Source organism: Sutcliffiella sp. FSL R7-0096 (assembly GCF_038595065.1).
Lineage (GTDB): Bacteria > Bacillota > Bacilli > Bacillales > Bacillaceae_I > Sutcliffiella_A.
On sequence record NZ_CP152003.1, the window covers coordinates 2196975 to 2216161 of the forward strand.

The 19187-nt window shown below is 41.4% G+C and carries 13 protein-coding genes and 1 pseudogene; all 14 read left to right on the forward strand.

Going from position 1 to position 19187, the window contains the following annotated elements; all coding sequences use genetic code 11:
* Positions 1-357: 357 nt before the first annotated feature.
* Positions 358-1398 (forward strand): recombinase RecA, encoded by a 1041-nt coding sequence (recA, locus tag MKY77_RS11105; protein ID WP_237662144.1) that lies wholly within the window; start codon positions 358-360, stop codon positions 1396-1398.
* Between the two features lie 302 nt (positions 1399-1700).
* Positions 1701-3263 carry a ribonuclease Y gene (gene rny / locus MKY77_RS11110; RefSeq protein ID WP_339149791.1) on the forward strand — a complete coding sequence of 521 codons (1563 nt, stop codon included), beginning with the start codon at positions 1701-1703 and terminating at the stop codon, positions 3261-3263.
* 312 nt (positions 3264-3575) lie between these two features.
* Positions 3576-4370, forward strand: coding sequence for a TIGR00282 family metallophosphoesterase (locus tag MKY77_RS11115; protein ID WP_339149792.1), 795 nt, complete (start codon positions 3576-3578; stop codon positions 4368-4370).
* A gap of 147 nt (positions 4371-4517) precedes the next feature.
* Entirely contained in the window at positions 4518-4778 is a 261-nt protein-coding gene (spoVS, locus tag MKY77_RS11120) for a stage V sporulation protein SpoVS (protein WP_009330666.1), read from the forward strand.
* Between the two features lie 161 nt (positions 4779-4939).
* Entirely contained in the window at positions 4940-5863 is a 924-nt protein-coding gene (locus MKY77_RS11125; protein WP_339145871.1) for a dipeptidase, read from the forward strand.
* A 261-nt stretch (positions 5864-6124) separates the two neighbouring features.
* Positions 6125-7875 (forward strand): annotated as a pseudogene (locus tag MKY77_RS11130) (2-oxoacid:acceptor oxidoreductase subunit alpha).
* Positions 7862-8728, forward strand: coding sequence for a 2-oxoacid:ferredoxin oxidoreductase subunit beta (locus tag MKY77_RS11135; protein WP_237662148.1), 867 nt, complete (start codon positions 7862-7864; stop codon positions 8726-8728). Before MKY77_RS11130 ends, MKY77_RS11135 begins: the two are co-directional and overlap by 14 nt.
* Positions 8729-9028: 300 nt before the next feature.
* Entirely contained in the window at positions 9029-10069 is a 1041-nt protein-coding gene (gene tdh, locus MKY77_RS11140; RefSeq protein ID WP_339145872.1) for an L-threonine 3-dehydrogenase, read from the forward strand.
* Between the two features lie 21 nt (positions 10070-10090).
* Entirely contained in the window at positions 10091-11269 is a 1179-nt protein-coding gene (locus MKY77_RS11145; protein WP_339145873.1) for a glycine C-acetyltransferase, read from the forward strand.
* A 174-nt stretch (positions 11270-11443) separates the two neighbouring features.
* Positions 11444-12988 carry a tRNA (N6-isopentenyl adenosine(37)-C2)-methylthiotransferase MiaB gene (gene miaB / locus MKY77_RS11150; protein WP_339145875.1) on the forward strand — a complete coding sequence of 515 codons (1545 nt, stop codon included), beginning with the start codon at positions 11444-11446 and terminating at the stop codon, positions 12986-12988.
* A 3-nt stretch (positions 12989-12991) separates the two neighbouring features.
* Positions 12992-13426 carry a RicAFT regulatory complex protein RicA family protein gene (locus MKY77_RS11155; protein WP_339145876.1) on the forward strand — a complete coding sequence of 145 codons (435 nt, stop codon included), beginning with the start codon at positions 12992-12994 and terminating at the stop codon, positions 13424-13426.
* Between the two features lie 269 nt (positions 13427-13695).
* The gene (gene cotE, locus MKY77_RS11160) at positions 13696-14238 is read left to right on the forward strand and encodes an outer spore coat protein CotE (RefSeq protein WP_339145878.1); all 543 of its coding nucleotides are present in this window, start codon (positions 13696-13698) and stop codon (positions 14236-14238) included.
* A 399-nt stretch (positions 14239-14637) separates the two neighbouring features.
* A complete protein-coding gene (gene mutS / locus MKY77_RS11165) occupies positions 14638-17253 on the forward strand; it encodes a DNA mismatch repair protein MutS (protein ID WP_339145879.1) in 2616 nt (871 codons plus the stop codon).
* Between the two features lie 17 nt (positions 17254-17270).
* A complete protein-coding gene (gene mutL / locus MKY77_RS11170; protein ID WP_339145880.1) occupies positions 17271-19175 on the forward strand; it encodes a DNA mismatch repair endonuclease MutL in 1905 nt (634 codons plus the stop codon).
* Positions 19176-19187: the final 12 nt, after the last annotated feature.

A 19187-nucleotide genomic window follows, 5' to 3' on the forward strand; every position in this document is an offset into this window, starting at 1 on the left:
TTACTTTTGGGGGTTAAACTGGTTGACAGAACTCCATCTTTGGACATGAACCCGAAAACTTCGGACATTTTAATCTGCAACCAAAAGCAAGCGGCCAACCCAATTTAAACAACATCCAATATTTTCGCTCATACAAATAGTTCATCCCCAAAAGTGAATTTTGTATTTTCAATAAAACATTAGTTGGAAAACCAGAATTTTCTCTTATGGAAAATTCATTTTTTATCTTCCTTTTTGGATGTAAAAAAACCGAATGGATGTTCGTTTTTTAGTTGCCAAACGAATTAAAAAAGGGTATAGTAAGAGTAGTTGATAGATACTAATCATTTAGTTTAATAGATAAGAGGAGGAAATTGTGTGAGTGATCGTAAAGCTGCATTAGATATGGCGTTAAAACAGATAGAAAAGCAATTCGGTAAAGGTTCCATCATGAAGTTGGGGGAACAAACGGAACGAAAAATCTCTACTATTCCGAGTGGGTCATTGGCTTTGGACGTTGCCTTGGGGGCCGGTGGATATCCGCGAGGAAGAGTGGTAGAAATATATGGACCGGAATCTTCCGGTAAAACAACTGTGGCACTTCATGCCATTGCTGAGGTACAGCAACAAGGTGGACAAGCTGCATTTATTGATGCCGAGCACGCATTGGACCCTGTTTATGCCCAAAAGCTTGGTGTAAACATTGATGAGCTTCTTCTCTCACAACCAGATACTGGTGAACAAGCATTGGAAATTGCAGAAGCACTTGTGAGAAGTGGTGCGGTTGACATTATCGTTGTCGATTCTGTTGCGGCCCTAGTACCTAAAGCGGAAATAGAAGGGGAAATGGGTGATTCCCATGTCGGTCTTCAGGCACGTCTTATGTCCCAAGCCCTTCGTAAACTTTCGGGTGCCATCAATAAATCCAAAACCATTGCTATTTTCATCAACCAGATTCGTGAAAAAGTCGGGGTAATGTTTGGAAATCCTGAAACGACCCCTGGTGGCCGTGCGCTGAAATTCTATTCTTCCGTGCGACTTGAAGTGCGTCGTGCTGAGCAATTGAAACAAGGACATGATATTGTCGGGAACAAAACAAAAATTAAAGTCGTTAAAAATAAAATCGCTCCTCCTTTCAAAGTAGCTGAAGTGGATATCATGTACGGTGAAGGAATATCCAGAGAAGGTGAAGTAATTGATATGGGATCCGATCTTGATATTGTTCAAAAGAGTGGATCATGGTACTCATATAATGAAGAAAGATTAGGACAAGGTCGCGAAAATGCGAAACAGTTCCTAAAGGAAAATAAGGATGTCCTAAAAGAAATCCATCAGCAAATCCGTGATCATCATGGATTAGATAAAGAAATCAATGCTCCTGCGGAAGAAGAAATGGATCAAGAAGAATTAGATTTTTAATAAATCCCCCAAGGCCCTGTATTTCATTACAGGGTCTTGTTGTTTAATAAGCTATCATATTTCATTAAAAAACATAAAAAACAGGTTTAGTTTACCAAAATGGCCATATCCTTACCAGGACAGGCTTGACAATAATTTTTCACAGATTTACAATTAGTATGTATAATTTACATTTTGTTAGAATTTTAGAGCTATAAAAAAGCAAAAGCCCTTGAGCTGTATATTGACAAACATTGTTACAATGTACATGCCGACAATGAAATCTAGCAAGAAAAAAGTTCATAGCAAGAGGAGGTGTAATGATGGATTATATGCCAATTATTATCTCCGCTTTGCTTGCCCTAATCGTCGGTGTAGTTGTTGGCTTTTATGTTCGTAAATCCATAGCCGAACAAAAGATTGCTGGCGCCAGAAGTGTCGCGGATCAAATTGTGGAAGATTCCAGACGCGAAGCTGAATCGCTTAAAAAGGAAGCACTTTTGGAAGCGAAGGACGAAATTCACAAACTTCGAACTGAAGCTGAACGTGATATTCGAGACCGTAGAAGCGAACTGCAAAAACAAGAAAATCGTTTAATGCAAAAAGAAGAGAATCTTGATCGAAAAGATGAATCGCTTGATAAACGTGAGGTTGCATTAGAAAGGCGTGAAGATTCTTTAAACGATAGACAACAGCATATTGAAGAATTAGAAAGCAAAGTGGATGATATGGTGCGCAAGCAGCAGGAAGAGCTGGAACGCATTTCAGCATTGACGCGAGAAGAAGCCAAAAATATCATTTTGGATCGTGTTGAGAACGAATTGTCCCACGACATTGCTCTGATGGTCAAAGAAAGTGAAAACAGAGCAAAGGAAGATGCGGATAAAAAGGCGAGGGAGATTCTCTCATTAGCCGTACAGCGTTGTGCCGCTGACCATGTGGCTGAAACAACAGTATCCGTCGTTAACTTACCTAATGATGAAATGAAAGGTCGAATCATCGGTCGTGAAGGTCGTAATATTCGTACCCTTGAAACACTTACTGGTATTGATTTAATTATTGATGATACACCAGAGGCAGTTATTTTATCAGGGTTTGATCCAATCAGACGTGAAACTGCACGCATCGCTTTGGATAAGCTGGTCCAGGATGGACGTATTCACCCTGCACGTATTGAGGAAATGGTTGAAAAATCAAGACGTGAAGTGGATGAGTACATTCGTGAAATGGGTGAACAGACTACTTTTGAAGTAGGAGTACACGGTTTACATCCAGATCTTATCAAAATTTTAGGACGTTTGAAATTCCGTACAAGTTATGGACAAAATGTTCTGAAACACTCCATTGAAGTAGCGTTTCTCGCAGGTCTTATGGCTGCAGAGCTAGGTGAGGATGAAACCCTTGCCCGCCGCGCAGGTCTTTTACATGATATAGGGAAGGCTGTCGACCATGAAGTAGAAGGAAGCCATGTTGAAATTGGTGTCGAGTTGGCAACGAAGTATAAAGAGCATCCTGTTGTCATCAATAGTATCGCATCTCACCATGGGGATACAGAACCGACTTCCATTATTGCGGTCTTGGTTGCTGCAGCTGATGCGCTATCAGCCGCAAGACCAGGAGCTCGTAGTGAGACGTTGGAAAACTACATCCGTAGACTTGAAAAACTCGAAGAGATCTCAGAAAGCTATGAAGGTGTTGAGAAATCTTTCGCGATTCAAGCAGGACGTGAAGTGCGTATTATGGTGAAACCTGATACCATCGACGATCTAGAAGCTCATCGACTAGCACGGGACATCAGAAAACGCATTGAAGAAGAACTGGATTATCCAGGACATATCAAAGTAACGGTCATCCGTGAAACAAGAGCCGTAGAGTATGCTAAATAAAGTGGTGCCTTGCACCGCTTTATTTTTTTTGCTATATGACATTTAAATTAACGAAGCGCGAATAATGTAATGAAGTTTTACCTGTAAATTGGAGTGCAAGTTGTAAGACTCCGACTGAAGGTAGCAGTAGGTTGGGACCCAGCAAAGAAGTGAGGAGGCTCCAGCACCACCCCATGGAAAACGAACACCTGGAACGGAAATCTACAGGATTAATTAGATTACCCTATTGTATAGTACTTCGTTTATTTGCATCCTCCGTCTACATATGTAAAACTTAAATAGGAAAATGATTGTTAGAAGGGATTAGTGAACGTGAGAATTTTATTTATTGGAGATGTAGTAGGGTCACCAGGCAGAAAAATGGTGAGTGAATACCTACCTAAATTAAAAAGTAAATATAGACCAGCAGTGACCATTGTAAATGGAGAAAATGCTGCAGGAGGAAAAGGTATTACGGAGAAAATCTATCAGGGCTTCTTGAAGGCCGGTGCCAATCTTGTCACTCTTGGTAACCATACATGGGATAACAGGGAGATCTTTGAATTTATTGAAGGGGCCAAACATATGATTCGCCCTGCTAATTTTCCTAGTTCAAATCCTGGAAAAGGTATTGCATACCTTCCATTTGAAGGGAAGGAGCTGGCAGTCATCAATCTTCAAGGTCGTACATTTTTGCCTCCCATAGATTGCCCATTTAATAAAGTGGATGAACTGGTGGATGAAGCCAGAAAACGTACACCATTTATATTTGTTGATTTTCATGCAGAAGCGACAAGTGAAAAACAAGCAATCGGCTGGTATTTGGATGGAAGAGTGACTGGTGTGGTTGGTACACATACTCATGTACAGACAAATGATTATCGGATTCTACCAGAAGGCACCGCCTATATTACAGATGTTGGGATGACTGGACCATATGATGGTATCTTGGGAGTGGAAAAAGAGGCGGTGCTTAAACGCTTCACAACTGCCCTGCCAGTAAGATTTGAAGTGACAGAAGGAAGAGCACAACTAAACGGTGTTCTAATTGATGTGGATATGAAAACAGGCAAAGCTAAAAAAATCCAACCGCTAATGATAAATGAAGATCACCCATTCTTTGATTAAAGCAGTAGTCTGAATTTTTAGATGCTTATCTGACAACCTAAGGAATACATCGGGCTTCTCCTGAATATAGTAGGAATGAAATTATTAACAATTCATTCATCTATGGATCTTTCACCATATACTGTAAATGTTAAGGAGGAGCTAGAAATGGAGATATTAAAGGTTTCAGCTAAGTCAAACCCAAATTCTGTAGCAGGGGCTTTAGCAGGGGTTTTAAGAGAGCGTGGAAATGCCGAGATTCAAGCGATAGGTGCCGGTGCACTCAACCAAGCTGTGAAGGCGGTGGCCATTGCACGCGGGTTTGTCGCACCAAGTGGGGTGGATCTGATTTGCATCCCGGCTTTTACGGATATTTTAATTGACGGAGAAGAGAGAACGGCAATTAAGCTCATCGTCGAGCCAAGATAAAGATGAAAAATAGTTTCTTACTAAGCCTGTTTGCTTGTTTTTGCAAACAGGTTTGTTTATGGTTATTTCAGTTCCAAGTTGGATTTGAAATGGATCAAATCAATATAAAATTGCGAATAGGGTTAATATCAATTGGTAAGACAGTAGTGGAGGGATTATTTTTGAAAATATTTGATGCCCATTGTGATGTGTTATGGAAAATGTGGGAGAATAGGGAGCTATCTTTTAAAGATAGTGAAGAGTTGCATGTGACCTGGGATGGTTTAAAACAGGCGAATGCGAAAGTGCAATGTTTTGCTGTATATGTCCCAGAGAAGGTGAGGATGGAATCTGCTTTTAATGTGGCTCTCGAAATGATAGATCTTTTTTATGAAAAGATTTTACGGAGATTCCCTAACATGAAACTGGTAACCACTAAAAAAGAAATAGCTGAATTGCAACAAGGGCAGGTTGGTGCCGTCTTGACCTTGGAAGGGTGCGACGCCATAGGAGCTGATGTTGAAAAGCTGCGGATTCTGTATCGGTTGGGTGTGACTTCCGTCGGTTTGACTTGGAATCATGCAAATCCTGTTGCAGATGGCATACTGGAAGAAAGAGGTGCAGGCTTATCCTCTTTTGGTCGGAAAATTGTCAAAATGAACAATGACCACTTTATTTGGACAGATGTTTCTCATTTATCTGTTAAAGGTTTTTGGGACGTGATGGAAGTTGGGGATTATGTGATAGCTTCCCATTCCAATTGCAAGGCCGTGTGTTCAAATCCAAGAAATCTATCAAATGACCAGATTCAAGCGCTCATCCAGAAAGATGCTGCAATTGGTGTCACGTTTGTTCCTCAGTTTTTATCGGGGGGAAAGGATGTCAAGATAACGGATGTTATCAGACATTTAGAGCATTATTGTTCGTTAGGGGCTGTGCACCATATTGGCTTCGGTTCAGACTTTGATGGGATTGATCATACTGTTCATGATTTAGGACGGTACGAAGAGTATTCCAACCTAGTAAACAGTTTATTAAAATACTATTCTGAAACAGAGGTAAAGGGATTTTTGTTTGATAATTTCTATTCCAGATTTCCGCGATAATAAGGTAAATACTAGGTTTCTCAAAGGTTCTAGCCGCACTGCTGAAATATCCAAATTTTTCGAAAGAAATTTATTCAAAGACTTGTATTTTTAAAAAAATAGGTCTACAATGAAAGCGTTTAGTACATATCCAGCGGTTTTTATCCGTGTCATGATCTTATATATTTAATAGTTAATTTCTAGTTATATGATGGGAATAGTGCTACAATAAATATCGTACAATATTCTGATAATGAACGTAATTAAAGGGGTGTAAGGCACATGATCAATCAACTTTCATGGAAAGTTGGAGGGCAACAAGGGGAAGGTATTGAAAGTACTGGTGAAATATTCTCCATCGCATTAAATCGTCTAGGTTATTATTTATATGGCTATCGCCATTTCTCTTCACGTATTAAAGGTGGGCATACGAACAATAAAATTCGTGTTAGTACCACTCAAGTTCGTTCGATCTCTGACGACCTTGATATATTAGTAGCATTTGACCAAGAGACCATCGATGTGAACTATCATGAATTGCGCCAAGGTGGCGTAGTAATTGCGGATGCTAAGTTCAAACCTAGCATACCAGAGGATGGGAAGGCTACATTATATGCAGTTCCGTTCACGGAAATTGCTTCGGAATTAGGCACTTCGTTAATGAAGAACATGGTGGCAGTCGGAGCATCAAGTGCCATTCTTGATCTGGACGCGGAATCCTTCCGTGAAGTCGTCCAGGAGATATTCGGGCGTAAAGGTGAATCCATTGTTGAAAAAAACATGGAAGCAATCCGAGCAGGTGTTCAGTTTGTAAAAGAGCAAGCTGAGAACGTGGAAACAATGCAACTTGAAAAAGCGGATGGCAATAAACGCCTCTTCATGATCGGGAATGACGCCATCGCTTTAGGTGCAGTGGCTGCAGGCTCTCGCTTCATGCCGGCATATCCTATCACTCCTGCTTCTGAAATCATGGAGTATCTAATTAAAAAACTGCCTAAATTCGGTGGTACTGTCATCCAGACAGAAGATGAAATTGCAGCATGTACAATGGCTATCGGTGCCAACTATGCAGGTGTCCGCACATTAACTGCATCTGCAGGACCGGGACTATCTCTTATGATGGAAGCAATCGGGTTATCTGGTATGACAGAAACACCTCTAGTAGTGGTAGATACGCAACGTGGAGGTCCAAGTACTGGCTTACCGACTAAGATTGAACAATCTGACCTTATGGCTATGATCTATGGTACTCATGGGGAAATCCCGAAAGTGGTCATGGCACCAAGTACAGTCCAAGAGGCTTTCTACGATACAATTGAAGCATTTAACATTGCAGAAGAGTATCAAGTGCCGGTAATTCTCTTGACTGACCTGCAATTGTCTTTAGGAAAGCAATCTGTGGAATCATTAGATTACAAAAACATCGAGATCAGACGTGGCAAGCTGGATATCAACCAAGAGATACCTGCGTCTGATGGAAAAGCATACTTCAAGCGTTATGAAGTAACAGAAGACGGCGTTTCTCCACGTGTCATCCCAGGCATGAAAAATGGTATCCACCACGTAACCGGGGTAGAGCACGAAGAGACGGGTAAACCTTCTGAAGTTGCAGCAAACCGTCAAGCTCAAATGGACAAGCGTCTAAGAAAATTAAACAATTTAAAATTCAATACACCAGTACACGTGAATGCAAAACATGAAGAAGCAGACGTATTGCTAGTTGGATTCAACTCGACCCGTGGAACCATTGAAGAAGCGATGGAAAGACTGGAATTGGATGGCATTAAAGCCAACCATGCGCAAGTTCGTCTGATACATCCGTTCCCGACTGATGAAATCGCACCTCTTGTCAAGGCCGCGAAAAAAGTAATTGTTGTGGAGTACAACGCTACAGGTCAGCTTGCCAGCATCTTGAAAATGAATGTAGGCGAGCATGAAAAGATCAGTAGCCTCTTGAAGTATGATGGAGATCCATTCCTACCGAAAGAAATCCACACAAAATGCAAGGAGTTGTTATAAATGGCAACGTTTAAAGATTTTCGTAATAATGTAAAACCTAACTGGTGCCCAGGTTGTGGAGACTTCTCTGTACAAGCTGCCATCCAACGGGCTGCTGCAAATGTTGGTTTAGAGCCAGAAAACCTTGCAGTTGTCTCAGGTATCGGCTGTTCTGGTCGTATTTCAGGTTATATCAACTCTTATGGCTTCCACGGTATCCATGGACGTTCACTGCCAATTGCACAAGGTGTGAAAATGGCGAATAAGGATCTTACTGTTATCGCATCCGGTGGAGACGGAGATGGATTTGCCATCGGACTTGGACATACTATTCATGCAATTCGTCGTAACATCGATGTTACATATATTGTAATGGATAACCAAATTTACGGATTGACAAAAGGTCAAACATCACCGCGAAGTGAAGTTGGCTTTAAGACTAAGTCAACTCCACAAGGGTCCATCGAGTCTTCACTTTCTGTAATGGAGATGGCTTTGACAGCTGGTGCTACATTTGTTGCCCAAAGCTTCTCTACTGATCTGAAAGATCTTACTTCCTTGATTGAGCAAGGAATCAACCATAAAGGATTCTCTTTAATCAACGTGTTTAGTCCATGTGTGACATATAACAAAGTAAACACATACGACTGGTTTAAAGAGAACCTGACTAAATTGGCTGATATTGAAGGATATGACGCTCACAATAAAGTGTCTGCCATGCAGACATTAATGGAGCATAACGGACTTGTAACAGGTCTGATCTATCAGAACAAAGATCAGCAATCCTATCAAGAGCTAGTGCATAATTACAGTGAAGAACCACTTGCAAAAGCAGATCTTCAATTGGATGAAGCACAATTTAACGAACTAGTGAAAGAATTCATGTAACAATCAGAAAGTCCTGGCATATCTGCTGGGGCTTTTCTTTATTTAAGGTGAAGAACACGGCGTATAAGAATTTTAGCTGTTGATTGTAGCCCAGTGCGGAAATCAACTACGGTGGCTAATGGAGATTTCTATCAAAATGTAAACGCTTACTAAATAGCTTAAAAAAATTCTATATTTTTTTCTGACATAATCAGTTGTCCGTCACCAGTGGACAATGCGGTTTACACAAACCCTTATAGATGATACACTCTTACTAGTATTCATGATTATTAGTTAAATATTTATAAGGGAGTGTTCTCTGTGAATGGAAAAATGAAGGCGATAGTGAAGCACCATCGAGGATATGGTGCTGAACTTCAGATGATAGATATACCTAAAATTAAAGATGATGAAGTATTGATAAAAGTGAAAGCTACATCTATCTGTGGGACAGATGTGCATATTTATACATGGGATGAATGGTCCCAAAGCCGTGTAAACCCTCCATATGCATTCGGGCATGAATTTGCGGGTGAAATCGTGGAAGTCGGCGAAAAAGTAACCAATGTACAGTTGGGCGACCAGGTTTCAGCTGAAACTCATATTGTTTGTTATAAGTGTCCACAATGTTTGACAGGTGACTACCACATTTGTAAAGATACGAAAATTATCGGAGTTGACACGCAAGGTTGTTTTGCGGAGTATGTGGCACTTCCTGCGGTCAATGTTTGGAAAAACCCTAAGGATATGCCTTATGATGTGGCTTCTGTCCAGGAACCAATGGGTAATGCTGTTCATACAGTTCTTGCAGGTGATGTAACAGGGAAATCCGTTGCAGTTATTGGTTGCGGCCCAATTGGAATTATGGCGGTCGGTGTAGCAAAAGCAGCCGGGGCTTCTCAAGTGATTGCCATTGACTTGAACGAATATCGCCTAGACCTGGCAACAAAAATGGGTGCGACTACCGTTATTAATGCAAAAGAGGCAAACCCTGTCGAAGAAGTAATGAAGTTGACAGAAGGACATGGAGTAGAAGTGGTTTGTGAAATGTCCGGTCATCCGATTGCGATGAACCAAGGCTTCAAAATGATTACAAACGGCGGGAGAGTTTCCATATTGAGCCTGCCTGTGCGTCCGGTGGAGTTGGATATCACTAATGATATCGTGTTCAAAGGTGTTACTGTACAAGGTATTACAGGAAGAAAAATGTATTCAACATGGCAGCAGGTATCAAGTCTTCTTAAATCAGGACAAGTGGATGTCAAGCCGATGATCACGCATCACTTCCCACTTGAAGATTTCGAAAAAGGCTTTGATTTAATGATTTCAGGTCAATGTGGTAAAGTTGTTTTACACCCATAAAAGAAATTAGGAGGGGTTTATATGAAAGGTTTTGAATACCTACAAGAAGAACTAGATCAAATGAAAGAACAGGGTACTTTTCGTAAATTGGTACCTTTGGAATCAGATCAAGGCTCCAAGGTAGTTATTAATGGAAAAGAAGTGATTCAACTTTCTTCCAACAACTACCTAGGGTTGACAACTCATCCACGCCTGGTGAAAGCTGCTTTGGAAGCAGTAGAAAAATACGGAGCAGGTACAGGTTCAGTTCGTACAATTGCTGGGACTTTTACCATGCATGAACAGCTGGAAGAAAAGCTGGCAAAATTCAAGCATACAGAAGCTTCCCTTGTTTTCCAATCCGGTTTTACCACGAACCAGGGTGTGCTTTCTGCCATTCTTTCTCCAGAAGATGTGGTTATTTCTGATGCTTTAAACCATGCTTCGATCATTGACGGTATCCGTCTTACAAAGGCTGCACGTAAAGTGTACAAGCATGTGGACGTGGAGGACCTAGAACGAGCATTGAAGGAATCCGGTGGGTACCGCAAGCGTCTTATCGTGACAGATGGTGTGTTTTCTATGGATGGAAACATCGCTCCTCTAGATAAAATAGTGGAACTTGCTGAAAAGTATGATGCACTTGTGATGGTGGATGATGCACATGCTTCAGGCGTTCTTGGTGAAAACGGCCGTGGTACGGTTAATCATTTTGGCTTGGATGGCCGTGTGCACATCCAAGTGGGTACATTGAGTAAAGCTATAGGGGTTCTGGGTGGATATGTAGCGAGCTCCCGTTCCTTGATTGATTATCTGATCCATAAAGGACGTCCGTTCCTATTCAGTACATCACACCCACCGGCTGTTACAGCTGCTTGTGATGAAGCCATCCAAGTGTTACTTGAAGAACCCGAACTGATTGAAAAGCTTTGGGATAACGCGAAATTCTTTAAGGATGGATTAGTGAAACTTGGGTTTGACACTGGTGAGAGCCAAACACCTGTAACTCCGGTTATTGTTGGAGATGAAGCACTTTCTCATAAATTCTCTGATAAACTATTGGAATACGGGGTCTTTGCACAAGGTATCGCATTCCCGACGGTTGCCAAAGGGATGGCGCGTGTACGTACAATCGTGACGGCACAACACTCTAAAGACGAGCTTCAAGAAGCATTGGATATTTTTGAAAAAGCTGGTAAAGAGCTTGGGATCATCTCCTAATAGAAGGAACAACAAGAGAGACACGTGAAGGAGTGTCTCTCTTGTTATGTGTTAGAAATATGTAGATTTATGTAATCTTCTCCATAATTATTGTTTAAGAAGCCATAAAATAATATACTATGTTAATGTGTAGGGTTTTATGCGCTCTACTTTTTCTGGAAAGGAGCTATCACAATGAATGAGAAACAAAGAGTGGAAGCAGGACAAGTAGCTGCAGGGAATTCATCGGACAAAAAATCCGAGAAGGATTTCAGCAAATACTTCGAGTCCGTTTATGCACCACCTTCTCTGAAAGACGCGAAGAAGCGCGGAAAAGAAGAAGTTGCTTATCAGGACTTTTCCATTTCCGAGGAGTTTCAAGGTCTTGGAGACGGAAAGAAATTTTATATACGCACTTATGGCTGTCAAATGAATGAACATGACACAGAAGTGATGGCCGGGATTTTTCTAGCCTTAGGCTATGAACCGACATATACAGTGAATGACGCCGATGTGATCCTATTGAATACCTGTGCAATTCGTGAAAATGCGGAAAACAAGGTATTTGGTGAACTCGGTCACCTGAAAACTTTAAAAAAATCAAGACCTGGTCTTCTGATTGGTGTATGTGGCTGTATGTCACAGGAAGAATCAGTGGTAAACAAAATTCTAAAAACTTATCAACAAGTGGACATGATCTTTGGTACCCATAATATTCACCGTCTTCCAAACATTTTAAAGGACGCATATATGTCCAAAGAAATGGTGATTGAAGTTTGGTCCAAAGAAGGCGATGTTATTGAAAACCTGCCAAAAAACCGTAAAGGTGAAATCAAGGCTTGGGTAAACATCATGTACGGCTGTGATAAATTCTGTACGTACTGTATTGTCCCTTACACACGTGGTAAAGAAAGAAGCAGACGTCCCGAGGTTATCATTCAAGAAGTTCGTCACCTGGCGGCCCAAGGATATAAAGAAATCACATTACTTGGGCAGAACGTAAACGCATATGGAAAAGATTTTGAAGATATGAAGTATGGGCTAGGAGATCTGATGGATGAAATCCGCAAAATTGATATCCCGCGTATTCGCTTTACCACAAGTCACCCAAGAGATTTTGACGATCGCTTGATTGAAGTGTTGGCTAAAGGCGGCAATTTACTAGATCATATCCATCTTCCGGTCCAATCCGGAAGTTCCGAAGTGTTGAAGTTGATGGCACGTAAATATGATAGAGAGCGTTATCTTGAACTTGTTGGGAAAATAAAAACAGCAATGCCGAACGCTTCTCTCACTACTGACATCATTGTCGGATTCCCTAACGAAACGGAAGAGCAGTTTGAAGAAACGATGACCCTCTACCGTGAAGTGGAATTTGATACGGCATACACGTTCATCTATTCACCTCGTGAAGGTACACCCGCTGCAAAAATGGTGGATAATGTACCGATGGAAGTGAAGAAAGACCGTCTTCAACGCCTGAATGCACTAGTAAATGAAATTTCTGCAAAGAAATTAAAAGAATATGAGGGTCAGGTTGTAGAGGTATTGGTAGAAGGTGAAAGCAAAAAGAATCCGGATGTGTTAGCTGGATATACAGATAAAAGTAAACTAGTCAACTTCAGAGCCCCTAAATCTGTGATCGGGAAAATGGTCAAAGTAAAAGTGGTCAAGGCAAAAACCTGGACATTGGATGGAGAATTGGTCGAAGAAGTTGCAGAAGAAGCACTGGAGGTATAAAAAATGGCGAAATATACAAGAGCAGACATAGTAGAAAGAGCAAAAGAGCTGGCACAAATGATTGCAGACACAGAAGAAGTGGAGTACTTCAAGCGTGCAGAAGAACAAATCAATGAAAACCAGAAAATTAAAGAGATGGTTGCAAGTGTGAAAAGCTTACAGAAGCAAGCAGTAAATTTTCAACACTACGGAAAGACTGAAGCATTAAAGAAAACAGAAGCGAAGTTGGACGCTCTTTTAGCGGAAATGGATGAGATTCCAATCGTACAAGAATTCAAAACTTCCCAAACGAATGTGAATGACCTTCTTCAATTGGTTTCTTCCTACATCTCCAAAACTGTGACAGATGAAATCATCGTTGCGACTGGCGGAGACGTTCTTCGTGGTGAAACGGGATCTTATGTAAAAAACACCACATACGGCGGAAGCTGCTCATAATTTAAGAATCTAGTTGACATTAGGTTCTTTCAACAAGCCTAGTAGCATGGATGTTATATCCATGCTATTTTTTATTGTCTTTGCCCGTTACAGCTTGCTTTTGATTTTTTCAAAAAATAGGCACATATCCAGAAAAGCTTGCATACAATGAACTATACGTTAATGTGTAAGAAATCATCTTGTTCCGTTTTAGATTCAAGGAAAACACAATTGTCATTTAAACCGCATAGGATGAAATGAAGATTGTAATGAGGAGGGTGTATGCTCGCATGTCTGAATACAGAGAAATTATCACAAGAGCAGTAACTGGCAAGGGTAGAAAGTTTACGCAATCCAAACATACGATAAGTCCCTCGCATCGTCCTACGAGCATTCTAGGATGCTGGGTCATAAATCATACGTATGATGCGAACAAAGTGGATGATACAGTAGAAGTGATAGGTCGCTATGACTTAAACGTGTGGTTCTCTTACAGCGAAAATACCAAAACGGAAGTAGTAACAGAAACAGTTTCCTATAAGGATGTTGTTAGACTGAAATATAAAGATGACAACAGTTTAGGCGATGACCACGAAGTAATCGCCCGCGTCCTTCAGCAACCGAATTGTTTAGAAGCCAGTATTGATGATTCTGGCGCTAAAATCAATGTACAGGTAGAGAGAGAGTTCCTGACAGAAGTTATCGGGGAAACGAAAGTGACGGTCGAAGTGCATCCAGACACATTAGCGGACGATACGGACTGGGATGTAGATGATGAAGATGAGTTTGAAGATCTCAACCCAGACTTCATCGTCGACGGATACGAGGAATAAGAAGAAAACCGGGAAGCGGGAGTGCTTCCTGGTTTTTTTGTGCTTAAATATAAGTATATAACTCTGTTTTTTTCCGCCCGCAGGAGCTTCGCTATCCTGCGCTCGGCCCGGAAGTCTCCTCACTACGTTCAAGGCCACTGAAAAAGTACATTATTTTAGTAATCTGTTTTATACCGCTGTTGATGTTCGCCCTGGTGGGGCTCAAGAATGTCGCTATCCCCCCGCTGGAGCATTCGCCTATTGCTCCAATCAACAAGTTGGCTTTTTCTGCGATAGAAGAAAGAAATGCCAGGGACAGTTTTTGCCTGGTTTTTCTTATGCGCAGTTTTTCCCTTCTCACCTCACTCGACAAAATATGATATAATAAAGCAGCAAAAAACAATAGTTGGGGGATTTTTGATGGCTTCTTATACGCCTATGATACAGCAATATTTACGAGTGAAGGCAGACTATCAAGATGCCTTTTTATTTTTTCGCCTAGGCGACTTTTACGAGATGTTTTTTGAGGATGCAACCAAAGCATCCCAAGTACTTGAAATTACCTTGACTAGCCGCGACGGTGGAGGAAAAGAAAGAATACCGATGTGCGGTGTTCCCTACCATTCGGCTCCAAATTATATAGATCAATTGATAGAAAAAGGCTACAAAGTGGCTATTTGTGAACAGGTCGAGGACCCGAAACAGACAAAAGGGGTCGTAAAAAGGGAAGTGGTCCAATTAATCACACCGGGAACGGTTATGGAAACAAAAGGTCTATCTGATAAACAGAACAACTTTTTGACTACTGTCACTTATTTCGAGGACGAAACTTTTGGATTGGCATATGCCGACCTTTCCACAGGTGAATTACATACGACGATCATCTCCGGTCCTCTGCAGCAGCTGGTGAATGAAGTGTATTCCATTGGTGCAAAGGAAATTGTTGTTTCGGAGCAATTCCCCGTAGATGTATTACAAATGATCAAGGAAAGAATGATTGTCACGTGCTCCCATGAGGAAGCGGTGGACATTCCGCCCGAATTTCATCTTATAGTAGACAACATAGAACAAGAAAAGCTGTTAATCACAGTAGGCAGGCTGTTGCACTATCTGAAAAGAACCCAGAAACGCAGTCTGGACCATCTTCAGCCCGCTAGATTCTTTGAGTTGGACCAATCGATGAAAATAGATCTTTTCTCCAAAAGGAATCTGGAGTTGACGGAAACCATCCGTTCCAAAGGAAAAAAAGGTTCTTTGCTCTGGCTGTTGGACCAGACTGTTACCGCCATGGGAGGCAGGTTGTTAAAGCAATGGGTGGACAGGCCTTTGATTAATCCGGCAAAAATCGAGCAGCGTCATCAAATGGTGGAAACACTCATACAGGAGTATTTTACAAGACAAGAGATAAGGGACTTGTTGAAAGAAGTATATGATCTTGAGAGATTAGCAGGAAGAGTCGCATTTGGTAACGTGAATGCACGGGACCTAGTACAATTACGTAAATCACTTTCCCAGATTCCTCATTTGAAAACACTTGTGGAAAAACTGCCAATGGACTCTGCCGGCATTTTAGACAATATGGATGAGTGCAGGGAGTTGACGACGCTTCTGCATGAAAGTCTTATCGAACAGCCATCTATATCGGTTAAAGAGGGCAACATGATGAAGGACGGGTATCATGAAGAGCTTGATAAATACAGGGATGCCAGACGGAATGGGAAGACCTGGATAGCGGAGCTGGAGAAAAGGGAGCGGGACTTGACGGGGATTCGCTCTTTAAAAATAGGATATAACCGAATTTTTGGTTATTATATTGAAATAACAAAAGTGAATATCGCTTCTCTGCCGGAAGGCCGGTATGAAAGAAAACAAACGCTTGCCAATGCAGAGCGTTATATAACAGAAGAGTTAAAAGAAAAAGAAACTCTGATCTTAGAGGCAGAAGAAAAGATTGTCGCTTTGGAATACGAGTTGTTCCTTCAACTACGCGAAGAAGTAAAGGCTTTTATCCCGAGGTTGCAGAAACTTGCGAAAGCAGTCAGTGAAATGGATGTATTGCAATGTTTTGCCACGATCAGTGAGGAAAGGTTCTACACGAGGCCTACTTTCAATGAGGAAAGAAAGGTGTATATCACGGAGGGACGCCACCCTGTCGTGGAAAAAGTGATGGACGCCAATGAGTATGTACCAAATGATACGTGGATGGATAAGGAAAGTGAAATGTTACTTATCACAGGTCCAAACATGTCCGGTAAAAGTACGTATATGCGCCAAGTGGCTTTAACGGCTATTCTTGCTCAGATAGGCTGCTTTGTTCCGGCAAAGGAGGCATCATTGCCGATTTTTGATCAGATATTTACGAGAATAGGTGCTGCAGATGATTTGATCTCTGGTCAAAGTACATTTATGGTCGAAATGCTAGAAGCGAGAAATGCCATTGTGTATGCAACGCAGAACAGCCTGATTCTTTTTGATGAAATAGGACGAGGTACCTCCACTTATGATGGGATGGCACTCGCACAGGCCCTTATAGAATATATTCATGATAAAATCGGGGCAAAAACGCTATTTTCTACGCATTATCATGAGCTGACCTCTTTAGATAGGGAACTAGACAAGTTAAGGAACATTCATGTCAGCGTCGTAGAACAAAATGGAAAAGTGGTATTCTTGCATAAGATGAAAGAAGGCCCAGCTGATAAGAGTTACGGAATTCATGTAGCAGAATTAGCTGAACTGCCGAAAGAGCTGATTCTTAGAGCGCAATGTATTTTGGAAAAGCTGGAAAGTCAACCTAAGGTGGAACTAAAGGAAGTTGCTTCTGCACAAGAGGCTGTAGAAATAAAAGAACAAGATCCTCTGGCCCAGCTTTCCTTCTTTGACCTAGATAATGGGGAAAAGCAGACCGAAAGAAAATCCAAGGGAGAGAAACTAGCCCTTGAGAAGCTTAAAAAGATGGAATTATTGGATACGACGCCACTGGATGCACTGAACAAATTATATGAAATTCAAAAACTGTTGAAATCGAAATCGTAGAGGAAGGAGGAAATAGAATGGGGAAAATTGTCCAATTAGATGAAAGTTTGGCCAATAAAATAGCAGCTGGTGAAGTAGTAGAACGACCTGCTTCGGTTGTAAAAGAGCTGGTGGAAAACGCAATAGATGCCAATTCCACCATTATCGAAATTGAGTTAGAAGAAGCAGGACTAACAAAAATCCGCGTCTTGGATAATGGCGATGGAATTGAACAGGACGATTGCCTGACAGCCTTTCAACGCCATGCAACAAGTAAAATAAAGAATGAAAATGACCTATTCCGCATCAGAACACTAGGATTCAGGGGAGAAGCGCTGCCGAGTATCGCTTCTGTTTCTCTGTTTGATATCACAACAAGTACAGGGGAAGGTCCAGGCACGCACCTGAGCTTCAAGGGTGGAGTGCTCGAAAAGCATGAGCTTTCCAGCAGCAGAAAAGGAACAGACATTGTGGTCCAGCATCTCTTTTTCAATACTCCTGCACGTCTAAAGTATATGAAAACCATCCATACCGAACTTGGCAACATTTCTGATATGGTAAACCGGCTTGCTTTAGCGCATCCTTCTATTTCCTTCCGCCTTAGCCATAATGGGAAAAGAATGTTGGCCACAAACGGTAGTGGAGATAGTTTGCATGTGCTTGCTGCAATTTATGGGATGAACATTGCCAAGAAAATGGTGCCGATCCGTTTTGAATCATTGGACTTTGAAGTGAAGGGATATATCGCGTTGCCAGAAGTGACAAGAGCTTCCAAGAACTACATTTCCACAATTATAAATGGTCGGTATGTCAAGAACTTTACTGTGGTCAGGGCAATCCAGGAAGGGTATCACACACTTCTTCCTATTGGAAGATATCCTATTGTTTATCTGGAAGTGGATATGGACCCGCTTTTAGTCGATGTCAATGTCCACCCAGCCAAGCTCGAAGTCAGGCTCAGCAAGGAAGATGAACTATACCGACTTATTGCAGATGGCGTCAAGGGAGAATTTCAGCATAAGCAATTGATACCATCCAATGTGCCGAGAAAACAGGACATCTACACAACGGAAGTGAAGCCTACCCAGGAAACATTCAATTTGGAGCAGAGTCGTCCAACTGATATAACTTTCCCTGTCAGAGAGGAAAAACCCACTCTTTTCGATCAAGAAAGGGAAAACGAAGAAAATGCATCAGTGCTGAATGACCCTTCTACTCCGTTAAAGATCTTTACAGAAAAAGAGACATTCTTACCCACTGCATCTGATGTTCCCGCAGAAAATGAAGAAGGGGAAGTTAAACCTTCTTTACATGAGGAAGTGGAAGATCACATAAGGGAGAATACCTCAAAGATAGAGCCGAGGATTCCTGCTCTCTATCCAATTGGTCAGATGCACGGGACCTATATTGTGGCACAGAATGAGAATGGCTTGTATTTAATTGACCAGCATGCCGCACAAGAACGGATCAATTATGAATACTTTTATCAAAAACTCGGAAGGGAAGAGAGAACTCTGCAGGAGCTTCTCGTTCCTTTAACCATTGAATGTTCCTTGGAAGAGTATCTTTTCTTGGAAGAAAATACGAAAGTTTTCGAGGAAGTAGGCATATGGCTTGAGCCGTTTGGTCATCAGACTTTCATTGTAAAAGCACATCCGGTTTGGTTTCCTAAAGGCGAAGAGAGGGAAACCATTGATGAAATGATTAACCTTGTTAAAGACAAAAGAAGAATAAACCTTGCTGATCTGAGAGAAGAAGCAGCCATTATGATGAGCTGTAAAGCTGCCATCAAGGCGAATCACCATTTGAGGCAAGATGAGATTTCAGCCTTATTAAATACGTTGAGAGAGGCGGAAAATCCTTTTACTTGCCCACATGGCAGACCGATCCTCATTCATTTTTCGTCTTATGAGTTGGAAAAGATGTTTAAACGGGTAATGTAAAAAACAAAAAAG